Here is a 14,165-nt window from a genome sequence, read left to right on the forward strand (position 1 = left end):
ATTTGGAATGCAAGATAGCATTAGTCCGGCAATGCATGCGCAAATTCAGAAAGCGAAGCCGATTGAGAATCTAGAATGGAAAGCGCCGATTCTGTGCGGTGCTCCTGCGTTTGTCCATTTACGTGTCGGATACGACTCCCGGTAAAGAACCGAGCCGTCGAAAAAGACCTTGCGAAAAAGGCGTTGCTGGTAGCCGAGACCCAACTTCGCGGCAGGCTGGTTGTAAAAGTGCCTATTGGTCAGCGCAAAGGCTTTCTGCCCGTTCCAGCTCAGGTAGTGCTCACCCGAACACGAGAGATACAGACCGGAAAAATTGTAGCCGCCTGCGCCTTTGTTTATTTTAATGTTTTGAAGGAAGTAATACCTCAATTGCAGGCTGGTTGACAATTCTCCGCGCAGTGTATTCTTGCTAAATCGGAAGAAGGAAGTTTCGTTCATAGCCTGAATGGAGGAAGGTGTTTTTCCTATCCTCATTTCATACGCGGCCGACATGCTGGCCATCTGGTTCAGAAGCCCAACGGAAATTTCGGGGAGTCCGATTTTCCACTGGCTTGCTATCGTCTCATCGCAAACCAGAACATCGCAAAGCGCCGGATTGGGATTACGTTTCCAATCGCCGAATGCAATTCCAAACGTTTTTTGAGTAGATAATACAAAGTGCTTGGGCGTAAAAACTCCCTGACGTTCGCCCCGGTAGGAGGCCCCCAGGCCAAGTTGCCGGTTATATAAGTTGAGGCTGATATCCATATATCCATGGTGCAGGAACCGGCTTTTGAATCCGAAGGCGAGTCCGGTAATATGGCTGGAGACGCCTTTCGAAATGCCGTCTTTAAAAAGGTACTCGTGGCTCATGCCGAGATACATACCTGTAAAATTGTTGCTGTTCAGTCCGGATTTTATCCGCTTTTGCATATTGAGATACCAGCGCGCTTTCAAGATAGCCCAATAGGCCACATGCAAGGGGTGTAACCTGCTTGTTTCAGGATACAACGATCGGGGAAGCCGGTCGATCTGGCCATATACACCTGCTTCCAGCGACAGTGCCGGGCGGACTTTGTATTCATAACCGGCGTATGCGCCGATGCCTGCGAAGTGCGAGCTAACGGCCGAAAGCTTGAACATGTTCCTCGTCGGCACCTTGGTCATGAAGATATTTTCATATCGGTCGACAAAATGCTGCTTGCTCAATGTGTCTCGCTCCTCCGAAAAATTGACGACGATGGTGTCCTGGCCGAGCGCTGCGTTGCAAATCACCAGCAGCCAGAAGGTGAGTAGTTCAACTTTCATAACGTTAATCCGATACCGGTACTTACATTAAATGCATCATAGGCCGCCGGATAGTTGCCGCCTTTTATAGAGCTGCGGGTCTGCAGTTTCTGGCGGACGGGGAAATGCCAACTGTAACCATAGGAGACATCGATAAATAACCTGCCAAAAAGGCGTTGTTGGTAGCCTATCTTAACCCCGATATCGGCGTATTCGCATTCGTCGTGGTACCTGTTTCTGAATTCGTAGTTCGGGCCTGTCGTGGCAATGCCCCTGACGTCAAATCTGGTGTAATTACCTGCAAGTGCTGCATACAGTCCTGAAAGACTGCTTCCTCCCGAACCGTTCCTAATCTGACGTTTTTTCAAAAAATACGACCGGAACTGGATGCCGGGAATTAGGGTAAGCCGCGAAACAGGCCCATAGTTTGTCTGATTCCAGAAATTGCCTTCCAATTGAAATTGAACCGAAAAAGGGCTTTTTGAAATTTGTGTCTCATACATGACTGCGGCCAACGCTCTTTGATATCTCAATCCGACAGATATGTCGGGAAAGAGTAGCTTCCAGTGCGACTTGATGCGCTCATCGCATACCAGTATGTCGCAGATTTGCACCCGCTTTTGTTTCTTCCAGTCACCTAGCGCAAAGCCCAGGCTTATTTGGGTTCCGAAAGTGAGCTCGGCTAGCTTGAAGAATTGTCGCGACTGGCCGATGCGCATTTCACTTCCTATCTGTCTGTTAAACATGCCAATAGAAAAGTCGAAGTGGCCATTTTGCAGGAACCGGCCCTGATGTCCGATGATCAACCCCAGTCGGCCCAGCATGGCATTGTGATTGGGATGAAAGTAATCGAGACTTATCGGGTGGTCGTAGTTAATGCCGGCGTAGCTGCCGGTAAAGTTGTTTGCGCTCAGCCCGCTGCGTATCCTGCGATTCATATTGTAATACCACCGGAGCCGGCCGGACGCCCAAAGGCTAGGATTGTTGAGCTGGAAAATGATCGTTTCGTCCCAACGATTTGGGTCGAAATTGCTCGCCTGGGCAAAAAGGCCTGCCTCTACCGAAAGAAATGGCAACGGTTTATATTCATAACCCAAGTATATACCCTTACCGCTCATCTCCGAGCTCGTCATGTCGGTTTTCAGGATATGCTTCGTCGGAACCTTGGTCATGAAAACATTTTCATATCGGTCGACAAAATGCTGCTTCATCAACGTATCCGTTTCTTCCGAGAAGCTGACAGCCAGGCTGTCCTGCGCCGATGCCGGGCCCCAAACGGAGCCCAGCACACACACTGCAAGTAATTTTACTTTCATGACTAATATTTAAAGCACCCGTAATTACTTGATGGTCACCTTTCCGAACTCGGCGTTGATGTCGACGCTGGCGAGCTGGTTTCGGGAGAAAAATGCTTCCTTGAAATCGGCGGTATTCCGTTTCCACTTGAAACCGTTGGGCAGTTTCATGGTGGCGTAGGCGCCATTGATGGTGTAGTCGAAATGCTGCCAGTTTTTGGCAAGGAGGGTTACTTCGGCTTTTTTGGAATGGATACCCAGGCTTGTTAGTCCCACGGTCGGGTAAATTTCCACATTGCCGTACTCGGCATCGATGCGGACAGCCCCGGCGATCTGTTCCAGGCGGACGTTGGTATGGTCGCTCGAAAACGTAAAGGTGCCGGCCAGTTCACTGCCCGAAAGTTCGCCGAAAGTAGTTTGGAGGGCTCCTTTGCCGCTTAATCCTGTCAGGCTTGTCGTACAGAAATCCGCTTTTAAATTGAGCTGGTTGGTCAGGCCGCGCAGTGTGATGGTACCGAACGAATTTTTGAGGTCGACGGCGCAGGACGCAGGCAAATGGATCGTGTAGCGCGCTTTCAGGTTTGAAACAGGCTTGTTTTCGCCATTTTTGAGTACGATATAATTGCGCAGGAAATAGTCTTTGCCATTACGGTCGGCAATATACTGCAACTTTGAGAGGTCTTCGGTGGCGGTTGCGCGGTCGGGATGGCGGGCCGAGAGTTCCATGGTGAACGTAATATCAGAATGATCCCAGGTCACGATCTCGATATCGGCCTTCTCCGCGCTGATGTAGAGCGTGCGAATGGTCGGCGCGCTGATCGTCTTTTCGATCTTTTTCGTAGCGACCTGTAACTTCCCCTGCGCGAGAGCGCCCGTAAGCGGCCACGCGAAAAGCGCGACAAGTGGCAGTCTGTAAATGTTTTTGAGGTATTTTTTCATCGTTCCGGTGCTTAAATCATTTTGGCCATTGCGTTCAGAATGTCCGCTTTTTGTCGTTCAATATCGTTGTATTGCCTGAGCAGCTCCGGTTCAGTATTGAAACTGCCGATGGCTTGCTGCAATTGCCCGGAGGCCGAGCTGAGTCGTACATATTCTTCCTGTAATGTCTTGTACTGCGGGCTGTTGCAAACCAATGTTTCGGTTTCGCAATAGGCTTTCAATACCTGGTACTGCTGATCGGTCTTGAGCGTGCCTTCCACCTGCAGGCGCTGGTCGACCACCTCCTGCGAGTAGGCGATGCGGGGTGCTTGCCGGGGCCACATAAACCAGGCCAGGCCAGTCAGGAGCAGGGCCGCGGCTGCGGCATACCACCATTTAACACGCCCTTTCCGTACATTTTTCCGTTCAATCAGCTCCCAGAGTTTATCGTCCGGTCCGTACTCGGGCATCCGGGAGAGGGCCTGCCGTAGCGGAGCGGCTTGCAGTTCCGTCAGGATCGCGTCCCAAACCTCGTCTTCCGGCTCGTACGACGGGAAGCGACGAATCGCGTTTTGCAGGTTATTATGGTTCTTTTCCATGATTGTCGATGTCAATTGGAGGCGAGCATCCCCCCGGAGTTTTCTTTTGGCGTGAAACAATTGCGATTTCGAAGTTCCTTCCGATATATTCAGCATGACGGCGATTTCGCGGTGGGTGTAACCTTCAATTTCCGCGAGCACAAAAATCGTCCTGAAACCGTCAGGCAACGATAGCACCGCCGTTTCCAGGTGTGCCGTATTGATTTCCGATTCGCCCCAGTCGACAGGCTCGCCGACGCAGTCCTCCACATTTTGCCACATCACCAGTCTTTTTTCTTTGTCGATTTCCGCACGATAATCTGCTTGATCCACGCCCCGAGCGTCGACTCCCCGCGGAATTGCTTCAGGTGCTTGAAAACTTCGAGGAAAGAATCCTGCAAAACGTCGTTGGCATCGTCAAAATCACCGGTAATGCGATAGGCGAGGGTATACATCGCTTTTTTGTAGCGGTCGTACAGCTGCCGCTGGGCAATGCGGTCGTTTAAAAGGCAACCAGAAATCAAATCGGCTTCCGAAGTCATGCGGCGGTGTTTAGCGTATTCGGGTTAAAGAGGCCGCAAGATGTGAAAATGGTTGTATGAAAAGGAAGAAAACGTAACCCGAGGTTCTTGTTTTATTTCAATGCATTAATTATCAATAAGTTGATGTTTCCTTGGGTCAGGCCAAACATGACTGCAAATGACAAAACCGACAATCCCTGGCAACATCCGACAGCATCATCCACCCTTATTTGTACCCCACGCCGGTTGCATTCCTTAGCCTGTAAACAAACCAATACCGGGCCACCCGGCCGTTGCGCCGCTGTGTAATCGTCGCGGCTTTTTCGAAGCGCTCGAACCGGCCTGCATATTGCTCTGCCGGATCGGTAAAGTTGTTGGATGGCGTTATGTACCAGGCATCCGAGCCGGGCGCTATCTGCCCGTAAAGCGCATTGAGCCATGCAAAATGATGAAGATCTTCCAATTGGCCCATACCCACCGTGCGCATTCCGAGCGGGTACACGACATAATAATACATGTGCGAGCCGGGAAACCATTTATGGACGACCATAGGAGCCTCGCGGGCCATCCTGCCGCTGGCGATATCGTCGTTGCGTAATTTTTCAAAGGCCGGTAACAGCTGCTCCCAACCTGTAATGTCCAGTGTGGCGTCGCCTGCGCCGGTGTGGGGAAACGACTTCCGGCTCATCGTGCCCGGGTAACAACGGACGAGCACCGGACCCGCCGTGAATACGAACAGGATCAGCCCTGCCGAGCCGGCCAGCAACTTTCGGGGGACGGTACGGCCGGAGGAAGAAAGCTGTGCATCGGTCCAGGCGGCACCGACAAGCATCAGCCCGATGAAGCCCGGCCCACTCCAATGCGGCAGGGTATCGCGGAACAGCGACACCAGTATCGTGGCGATAATAATCGGCAGGCCGCACCACAGTAGCAATACGACGGAGGCCGCATCGGCGAATACTTTTTTCCGCACCAGTTCCCTTCCCATTAATATGAATAGTATGATCTGGAACGGGTTGGCGTAGAGGATTTGCCCGATGGTTGTCCGCAAAAAAGATTTCAGGTTAATGCCTTCGCCGGTTACCGTCACGCGCTCGCTATGGAAACGCCAGGTAATGAAGTCGTTGCCGATGTTCCAGAACAGGATCGGGGAAGCCAGCACGGCGGTTACGGCAAGCGACACATATAAATACGGGCTTTTCAGCAATCCGGGATGTTCGAAGCAAATAAAGCCCAGGAACCCGAACCAGAGAAACACACCGTGCACTTTGCTCATGGTCGCCAATCCGATCCACAGTCCGATGAGCAGCAGATGGCGGTTAATGTATTTCGGGCTGGTGGCCTTGATGCAACGAAGCATCGAATGCAATGCGGCCAGCCAGGATGTGAGCTGTACCGAATCCGGGAGGATAAAGACCCCTGAAATAATGCTTGCGTACACCGAGGAGTTGTAAAGCACCGCGGCAATCGAGCCGGTATTTTTGTTTTTGACAAGTTGTCCGCAGCGCGCGATGAGCCAGGTGTTGACGGCGGCCCCGACAATGCCAGGCATTCGCACGAAAACTTCGGAATTGCAATTCAGGTTGAAGGTGAAAAGGCGGATGAAAATGCCCACCAGCGGCGGGTGGTCGAAATGGTTCCATTCGGGCAGGACGGCGTAAGTGAAGTAGTAAACCTCGTCGTTGCCGAGATCGATGAGGTTGGCGACGAGGAGGCGGATGACCGTAAAAACGACGATCAGGATTGTGACGGGATATTTCGTAATGTCTATCGCCATGATAACCTGCGTCGCCCGTAGCTTTGAGGTGGTTGCCCGGTTATCAGCCGGGCTATCAGTAGTAACCAGCCACCGAGAATGCACGTCCCGACGCTGCGGAAGAACATTGTTTCGTTAAAATCCTCATAAACCGGCATAGGTCGGTACCCGCTACGGGGCGTAAAGAACACCGGGTTGAGCAGCACCTCCGTTCCGTTGGGATATTTGAATGTCAACCGTGCGTAACGGTCCTCCGGAAGGACGCGGTAGCTGATACTGTCCGTTCCGCGGGCCGTCGCAAGCACTTTGCCGATCTGCCCCGTGACCGTCACCTCGCTGGCCGCCCGCGACATTACCGCGCGTATCGTGTCGTGCGTCACTGTAAAGTCCTGGAGCTGTGGAATGGAGTCGTGCCGTTCGTTTTCGCCGACAATGACCCCGTAGCTAAGCCCGGTTTTCAATGCTGCCAATACAGCCTCCGGCGAGTTGGTTCCGACATTCACGAATGTGCATCGGGTGCCGAGGCGCTTTCGGGAGATCACATCGTGGAGATCGTCGTCGCCCACGATAAAGACACGCTTGCCGGCAGATAATGCAGCGTCCCATTGCGCGGTGGATGTTACCGAAGGGTTGAGCACCTCCATGCAGTCGTAATGTGCCAACTGCGCGAGGTCTTCAGATGTGTAGCCATTTTTAAGTGCCGGGTGGTTCAGTACGACCACATTGCCCGGTTCGGAAAGATGGCTCAGTACGTGTTGTTTGTTGTGGGTTGTCTGGGCGAAGAGATAGTCGAGCCATTGCACCCGGAAGCTGCCCAATACGAGCTGATGCGTTTTCCGGATATTGTAACCATGTTCGTACGCCGGAAGATAATTGGCACGGGTAGAATGGGTGGTGTCGATATGATGATAGTTCGATACACAATGTACGCCGTAATGCAGGGCTTTGTAGGCATTGTGGATGTCGTGCGCGGTCCCGTGTCCGTTTGTAACACCTTCCCACGCCCGCGTATGAGCGTGGAAGTTGCATTTGACCCACTGCGCGGGATTCATGGAGCCATAGGGGTTATAGAGGACCGGGCCCTCGAACGGGATCGGCGTGTTGAACTGGTAGCGCGGGCATAAAAAGAACTGGGACACCAGAAGCCATATTACCCACGAGGAAAAGACGAGCAATGCAATGCGAAGTATCTTCATAAGTACCGCAAAGATGCTTCCCCGCTGTTAAGGGATTATTAGCGGAATGAAAAGTTTCGGTCCGTTCTTCAATATTTAACAATCGAATGCGTCAGGAATACTTCCCGCGTTGCCTGGCCAGTATTTTCATCGGCTGTTTAAAGTTAAATATTAATTAACATTTGCATAAATTGTTTTCAAGATTCACAACTTACCTTTGCAGGGTAGTTTATGAAAATGCAATATTTATAAACTTTTGAGTTCTATTTAATGATATTTTTTCGTGTTTTGCGGAAAATAGTCGCACCGGATTTTTTATTTGTTAACTTATATTTTACTTTTAGTTCTTAACAATGACGTGTTTGGCGGCGGTGTTATTCTGAAATTGTTCAGTATTTATTCACAAACCGGACTTTTCATGGAATGATCCGGGACTTTTTCTCATTTGGCCTGCCGGCAATGGGTACAGGCGTCAGATAGTGACGCAAGTGCTTGCGCCCTGTGTGTATACCCCGCAAGACGGTCCGCCGACCTTCTATGAACCCTTATTGACCTTGGAATACCAGCTAATTAACAATCACTTATGAAAAAAATGATTACGTTATTTGAGCGGACGGGCCCTGGCGGGTGCCGGTCGGCTTTTTTCATGCTCTGCCTGGGAGTTACGGCAATACTGCCGGCTGGCGCCTACACGGCCACCGCTGCCAAACGCGGCAACGTGCCGCAAAAGTGGGTTACGTATAAAGCACTGCGTTCGGAAACCAATATGGCTGCGGGCAGTGAAATCACGGTAAGCGGTAAAGTGACCGACGGCGCCGGAAAAGAAGGGCTTGTAGGCGTCAACATCCTCATTAAAGGGGCCTCGCGCGGCACAGTGACCGATGCGACAGGCAGTTACGTGCTCCGTGTCGATCATGAACGCGATACCTTGGTGTTCTCGTTCCTGGGTTTTCTGTCGCAGGAAATAGCAGTGGGAAACAGAACGGTCATCGACATCGCGCTGAATGCCGACCAGCGGCAGCTCAACGAGGTGGTAGTGACGGCTTTGGGTATTAAAAAGGAGAAAAAGGCGGTTGGTTATGCGGTCTCGGAAGTGAAAGGCGCTACGATGGTGAAGGCCAGGGAGCCGAATGCGATCAGCTCGCTTACCGGCAAGGTGGCCGGTCTAACGATTGCACAGAGCCCCGACTTGCTTTCGAGCCCGCAGGTATCATTGCGCGGCCGCGACAGGGTTTTGTATGTAGTCGACGGCGTGCCCGTTAATACCGATTCCTGGAACCTTAGCCCCGACGACATCGAAACTTACTCGGTACTCAAAGGAGCTAGTGCGGCGGCTTTGTACGGCAACCGCGGACAAAACGGCGCGATTATCATCACCACAAAAAAGGGGAGCGGCGCGAAAAAAGGCTTTACGGTCGATTTCAATTCAAGCACCCAGTTGCAGACGGGCTTCAACGCCATTCCGAAATACCAGACGGAATATGGCCCTGGCAGCGATTACGAATATGCTTTTAAGGACGGTCGCGGCGGTGGTATCAACGACAACGACTACAATATATGGGGCCCGCGGTTCGAGGGGCAGCTAATCACGCAGTACAACAGTCCGAAAGACCCAGCCACGGGCGAGCTGGTTCCCATTCCGTGGCTGGCGAGGGGGAAGGATAACCTCAAAAACTTCCTGCGCAACGGCTTGCTGAGCACCAATAACCTTGCGATTTCAAGCAGGAACGACTTCGGTGACTTCCGTCTCTCGGTCTCACAAATGTTCCAGCGCGGGCAGATGCCCAACACCAGGCTGGGCGGCACGAACGTAAATATTTCCGGTGGTATCAACGCGGGCAAAAAAGTACGTTTCGATGCGAGCATCAATTATAACCGCCAGTATTCGCCCAACTACCCGACGCTGGACTACGGCCCCGCCAGCCCGATTTATATTTTTACCGTATGGGGCGGGGTGGATTACGACGTGAAAGACCTGCGCAACTACTGGCAACCGGGCAAGGAGGACGCCCAGCAGTACAACCGCGAATACACCATTTATGATAACCCGTGGATGACCGCCTACGAGGCACTGAAAACTTACTATAAAAACGATGTGTACGGTTTTGTCCAGATGAATTACAAGATCGGCGACAAGCTGTCCTTCAATGCCCGTACCAGCGTGAGCACCTGGAACCGTAACCGCAGCACACGTGCCCCTATTTCGTCCAACTTGTACAACTTCGGCTTTCCCAACCAGGCTGGCGGGTATTCGGAAACTTATGACACGTTCTGGGAGAACAATACAGAGGCTTCTTTGAAATACCAGGACCGCCTTACGGATGATTTCGGTCTGAATGCGTCGCTCTACGGAAACCTCCGGTCCGTGAAATTGACATCGCTGACGGGTACCACTTCAAAAGGCCTTATTGTGCCGGGCGTTTACGATCTTTCGAATTCCGTCCAACCGGCAACGTCGTCCAATGACTTTGCCAAACGCTGGGTAGGAAGTGTTTACGGGTTCGTGGATATGGACTACAAAGATTTTCTCTTCCTGAGCCTGACCGGCCGTGTCGACCGGTCGAGCACGATGCCGAAGAAGAATAACACCTATTTCTATCCGTCGGCGTCGTTAAGCGCGGTGCTGTCGGAGGTGATCGATCTGCCCGGGGCCATTTCGTTCGCCAAACTGCGCGGGGCATATGCGAATGTGGCGAGCGACTTCGTGGACGAAAACTACCAGTATGATATTTATAAATTATTGCCAACCTACACGAGTTCAACACGTTGGAACAACTCATACACGGGCGTAAGCTATACGGGAACGCTTTACAGCGACGATTTGCTCGCAGCCCGCGTGAAAACGCTTGAATTGGGTCTGGAAATGCGTTTTCTGCATAACCGGCTGGGATTCGACGCGGCAGTATTCCGGAATGTCGAAGGGCCTGGCATTGTGAGCGTACCCGCCTCTGTCACCTCGGGTGTTTCGGGGGTGCAGCGCAACGCGTTCACTTATGTAAGAAAGGGTATCGAACTGAGCCTCGACGGAACGGCGGTGAAAAACGAAAACTTTGGCTGGAATGTCTCTGCCAACTGGTCGGCTAACCACAAATGGCTCGACAGGATCGACGGCGTACAACAGCGCGACGGCAATATCCACGTCGGCGAACGCGCGGATGCCTATTATATCAAGGATTTCCAGCGTGACGAAACCGGCGGGATCATCGTAGGCTCGAACGGCATGCCCGCCTACAATCCTTACAACTCGCGGATCGGCTATTACGACAACAACTTTACGGCTGGTATCAGTAACACATTCACGCACAAGTCGTTCACGCTGAGTTTTCAGGTGGATGGACGGTTTGGTGGAAAGGTTAATAACTATATGTATACCAAGCAGTTCGGTAGCGGAACGGCGCCTGAATCGGCGAATGGATACCGCCTGAAAGACTGGCAAAACCGTGACAATCCCGACTACAAGGGCTCGGTGATGACCACGGGCAAACGGATTGTAAAAGGACAGCTGAATACCGATCAGGACGGCAATGTGATCTCGGATACACGGGAGTTTGCGCCAAACGACGTGCCGGTATTGTGGCAGGCGTGGGCTACGAACTATTACCAGTCGGGCTACATCGCCGCCAAGAACCGCACCTATGTAAAGCTCCGCGAAGTGGTCCTGACCTACAACTTCCCTGCGAAGCTGCTTGCCAAAACGCGTTTCGCCAATGCAGCCAGCATTTCGCTCGTGGGGCGCAACCTGCTTTATTTCACGGGAAAATACACCAGAAACATCGATCTCGACCAGTTCACCGGCACGACTACCAGCTTCCAGACGCCCTCCGTCAAGAGCTTCGGTGCTAACCTGAATGTGACCTTTTAACCGAAATTACCAATGAAAAAAATCAAATACATCCTATTGTCGCTGGGGCTGGGCCTGGGTAGCTGCCAGGAAATCGACAGTTTGCAAAAGGACCCCGGGGCGATCACGAACCCGTCGGCGGACCTGATCCTCACGGGCATTCTGGCTAACGCCTGGGACGCCCCGTGGAGTGCCGATCACCGCCATAACCAGTTTATGACACAAAACGAGGCCTATTACGACGGCCAGGCTTATGGATGGACCACCGGTTCCTACGACGTTTTCTATACCTCGCTCCGGAATGTGGCGCGCATGGAAACGGTGGCAACCCAAGCCGGCGATGTGGGTGCGCATTACCTCACGCTCGCGAAGTTTTTCAAAGCCTACTTTTATAGCCGCGCTACCGAAATGTTCGGCGATGTGCCGATGTCGGAAGCGATCAGGGGCGTGAGTGAGGGAAACTTCAAGCCCAAATACGACAGCCAGAAGGACATTTATGTTCAGGTGTTGAAATGGCTGGAAGAGGCGAATGCCGAAATGCCGGCGCTGATTGCCCGAAAGCCGGCGATTTCCGGTGATTACCTCTATGAAGGCGACCTTGTAAAATGGCGGAAACTGATCAATTCGTATCGTTTGCGCGTGCTTATCAGCCTCAGCAAACGTGCCGACGACACCCCGGAGCTGAACGTGAAACAACAGTTTGCGGCTATCGTGAATGATCCGGCCAAATACCCCCTCATTACCACGAATGCGGATAATTTTCGGGTGGTTTACAATACCGTTAACACCTATCCGCTATGGCCGAGCAACGGGGTAGTGGTGAAAAACGACAAACGTAATACGCTGGGCGCCACCTTTGCGGATATCGCCAGGGCGACCCGGGACCCGCGCCTGCTGGTAGTTGCGCTGCCTGCCGATGCATTGAAAGGCAATCAGGACCAGTACCAGCGCTATGGCGGCGGCAAAACCGGTGACCTGCAATCGACTTTGCTCGAACAAGCGGGAAAAGGGTTGCTTTCGATGATCAATTTCGATTTCTGGGAGGCTTCGGCCGCCGGTGTGCCGGCGGTTCAGCTTGGTGCACACGAGGTGCATTTCAGCATCGCCGAGGCTATCAACCGCGGTTGGGTCACAGGCAATGCAGCCGATTACTATGCTAAGGGCATTACCGAATCGATGAAATTTTACAATATTGCACAGCAGGAAATCGACAAGTTCATCGCCGCGAACCCTTATCCCGGAAATACGGAAAAAGGCTTGCAAAAGATACTTGAACAGAAATACATGGCATTCTTTGAGAATTCGGGCCGGCAGGCGTATTACAATTTCCGTCGCACGGGGATCCCGGTATTCGATATTGGCCAGTCCAACGCGAACAATAATCAGATTCCGATCCGCTGGGCTTATCCGACTTCGGAATACACCACCAACGAGGCAAATCTGAAAGCCTCGCTGAAAACGCAATTCAACGGGGCCGACACGCAAAACAGCGTGATGTGGCTCATCCGATAAGCTTATGCTTCTCCTGCTCGTTTGGGCGGGGGAAGTTTTTTGCTTTCCGGACGCCGGCTTTGCTCGGAAAACCCGTCTGAATTAATGCAAATTTTACACTTCCGAGCTGCTTTTTCGTTAGCTTGCCATCAATATGTTACCAAAAGGCTGGTAAATGGCAGCCATCTATAATGAAATCAGATTTTTCCAAGAAATTCTCAAAACCCGTTTTCAAAAGAGACGTTCCCGACGATTCCTATAAGTACCAGCCCGCCCCGAAACCGTCGGGAAAATATCCCTACCACCTGGACCTCGAAACCATCGATTCCGTGCCCGACCGGAATAAACTGGCATTTCATATGGTGGGCGACACCGGCAGTATCCGGACGCCCGATTTCCAGAAGCTGGTCGTGGGGGAGATGGTCAAGCAGTTCGAGGCGACGGAAAAAACCGGGTACGAGCCGCAGTTTTTGTTTCACCTCGGCGATGTAGTCTATAACTTCGGGGAAGCGAGCGAGTACCGGCGGCAGTTTTTCGAGCCTTATCAAAAATACCCGGGGCCTATTTTTGCTATTCCCGGAAATCACGACAGCGACATTAACCCCGACAGCCGGGTGCGGTACAATAGCCTGGATGCGTTCACCGCGGTGTTTTGTGATACCGAACGTCGTACGGTGCCTTTTAGCGGTAACGCCGGGCGTAAAAGCATGGTGCAGCCCAACGTGTACTGGACCCTCCTGACACCGCTCGCGAATATCATCGGCATGTATTCCAATGTGCCCAAATTCGGCGTGGTCGACGAAGCGCAACGCCAGTGGCTTGTGCAAGAGCTGAAAAGGGCCGATAGCGAACGTCCCGGCAAGGCGGTGATCCTTTGCCTGCACCACTCGCCCTACTCGGCAGATGTCAACCACGGTTCGAGCATTCCGATGATCGGGCTGCTCGAAGGGGTTTTTGAAGAAACCGGTATTTACCCCGACATCGTTTTCAACGGGCATGTGCATAATTACCAGCGTTTTAGCAGGCATTACCCCGACGGCCGGGTGCTGCCGTTTGTGGTGGCGGGCAGCGGTGGCTACGACGAACTACATCCGGTGGCCTATACGAGCGATTCCCGTTTTACCAGCGAGCTGCCCATCTTTCGGGGGGTAAACCTCGAAAACAGTTGCGATACCAGGCACGGTTTCCTGAAAGTGCTTCTGGAAAGGACTTCCGCCGGCATTACGATCACCGTCGAATTCTACACGCTCCCCCACGAGCGGCGCGCGGAGCCGGGAGTGAATGCGGCGATGGAAGACAGACTGGTGCTGAAAATCTAGGAATT

At 52.4% G+C, this 14,165-nt stretch carries 10 protein-coding genes; 3 read left to right on the top strand and 7 right to left on the bottom strand.

The annotated features are described in order from the left end of the window. Positions 1 to 45: 45 nt before the first annotated feature. The 7 genes from ABV298_RS27830 to ABV298_RS27860 all read right to left on the bottom strand — a co-directional run bounded on the left by ABV298_RS27830 (position 46) and on the right by ABV298_RS27860 (position 7,530). The gene (locus ABV298_RS27830; protein WP_353719402.1) at positions 46 to 1,287 is read right to left on the bottom strand and encodes a hypothetical protein; all 1,242 of its coding nucleotides are present in this window, start codon (positions 1,285 to 1,287) and stop codon (positions 46 to 48) included. Beyond that, positions 1,284 to 2,582: a hypothetical protein gene (locus ABV298_RS27835; protein ID WP_353719403.1), complete on the bottom strand. Its 1,299-nt coding sequence runs from the start codon at positions 2,580 to 2,582 to the stop codon at positions 1,284 to 1,286. Before ABV298_RS27835 ends, ABV298_RS27830 begins: the two co-directional genes overlap by 4 nt. A gap of 24 nt (positions 2,583 to 2,606) precedes the next feature. Beyond that, the gene (locus tag ABV298_RS27840; protein WP_353719404.1) at positions 2,607 to 3,500 is read right to left on the bottom strand and encodes a hypothetical protein; all 894 of its coding nucleotides are present in this window, start codon (positions 3,498 to 3,500) and stop codon (positions 2,607 to 2,609) included. 11 nt (positions 3,501 to 3,511) lie between these two features. Then, the gene (locus ABV298_RS27845; protein WP_353719405.1) at positions 3,512 to 4,390 is read right to left on the bottom strand and encodes a sigma factor-like helix-turn-helix DNA-binding protein; all 879 of its coding nucleotides are present in this window, start codon (positions 4,388 to 4,390) and stop codon (positions 3,512 to 3,514) included. Next, a complete protein-coding gene (locus ABV298_RS27850) occupies positions 4,339 to 4,599 on the bottom strand; it encodes an RNA polymerase sigma factor (RefSeq protein WP_353719406.1) in 261 nt (86 codons plus the stop codon). The genes ABV298_RS27845 and ABV298_RS27850 overlap by 52 nt, the downstream gene beginning before the upstream one ends. 205 nt (positions 4,600 to 4,804) lie before the next feature. Next, positions 4,805 to 6,355: a glycosyltransferase family 39 protein gene (locus tag ABV298_RS27855; protein ID WP_353719407.1), complete on the bottom strand. Its 1,551-nt coding sequence runs from the start codon at positions 6,353 to 6,355 to the stop codon at positions 4,805 to 4,807. Continuing rightward, entirely contained in the window at positions 6,346 to 7,530 is a 1,185-nt protein-coding gene (locus ABV298_RS27860; protein ID WP_353719408.1) for a hypothetical protein, read from the bottom strand. The genes ABV298_RS27855 and ABV298_RS27860 overlap by 10 nt, the downstream gene beginning before the upstream one ends. Before the next feature lie 562 nt (positions 7,531 to 8,092). On the opposite strand from ABV298_RS27860, the gene ABV298_RS27865 reads away from it, so the two are divergent. The 3 genes from ABV298_RS27865 to ABV298_RS27875 all read left to right on the top strand — a co-directional run bounded on the left by ABV298_RS27865 (position 8,093) and on the right by ABV298_RS27875 (position 14,160). Further along, entirely contained in the window at positions 8,093 to 11,371 is a 3,279-nt protein-coding gene (locus tag ABV298_RS27865; protein ID WP_353719409.1) for a SusC/RagA family TonB-linked outer membrane protein, read from the top strand. Positions 11,372 to 11,383: 12 nt separating this feature from the next. Then, the gene (locus ABV298_RS27870; RefSeq protein WP_353719410.1) at positions 11,384 to 12,862 is read left to right on the top strand and encodes a SusD/RagB family nutrient-binding outer membrane lipoprotein; all 1,479 of its coding nucleotides are present in this window, start codon (positions 11,384 to 11,386) and stop codon (positions 12,860 to 12,862) included. Positions 12,863 to 13,032: 170 nt separating this feature from the next. Continuing rightward, positions 13,033 to 14,160 (top strand): metallophosphoesterase, encoded by a 1,128-nt coding sequence (locus ABV298_RS27875; protein WP_353719411.1) that lies wholly within the window; start codon positions 13,033 to 13,035, stop codon positions 14,158 to 14,160. Positions 14,161 to 14,165: the final 5 nt, after the last annotated feature.

The sequence above is a fragment of the Dyadobacter sp. 676 genome, from assembly GCF_040448675.1.
Taxonomy (GTDB): Bacteria; Bacteroidota; Bacteroidia; order Cytophagales; family Spirosomataceae; genus Dyadobacter.

Coding starts and splice junctions, on each gene's coding strand:
- ABV298_RS27840 (WP_353719404.1), bottom strand. CDS start 3,500: ATGAAAAAATACCTCAAAAACATTTACAGACTGCCACTTGTCGCGCTT.
- ABV298_RS27830 (WP_353719402.1), bottom strand. CDS start 1,287: ATGAAAGTTGAACTACTCACCTTCTGGCTGCTGGTGATTTGCAACGCA.
- ABV298_RS27870 (WP_353719410.1), top strand. CDS start 11,384: ATGAAAAAAATCAAATACATCCTATTGTCGCTGGGGCTGGGCCTGGGT.
- ABV298_RS27865 (WP_353719409.1), top strand. CDS start 8,093: ATGAAAAAAATGATTACGTTATTTGAGCGGACGGGCCCTGGCGGGTGC.
- ABV298_RS27850 (WP_353719406.1), bottom strand. CDS start 4,599: ATGACTTCGGAAGCCGATTTGATTTCTGGTTGCCTTTTAAACGACCGC.
- ABV298_RS27860 (WP_353719408.1), bottom strand. CDS start 7,530: ATGAAGATACTTCGCATTGCATTGCTCGTCTTTTCCTCGTGGGTAATA.
- ABV298_RS27835 (WP_353719403.1), bottom strand. CDS start 2,582: ATGAAAGTAAAATTACTTGCAGTGTGTGTGCTGGGCTCCGTTTGGGGC.
- ABV298_RS27875 (WP_353719411.1), top strand. CDS start 13,033: ATGAAATCAGATTTTTCCAAGAAATTCTCAAAACCCGTTTTCAAAAGA.
- ABV298_RS27855 (WP_353719407.1), bottom strand. CDS start 6,355: ATGGCGATAGACATTACGAAATATCCCGTCACAATCCTGATCGTCGTT.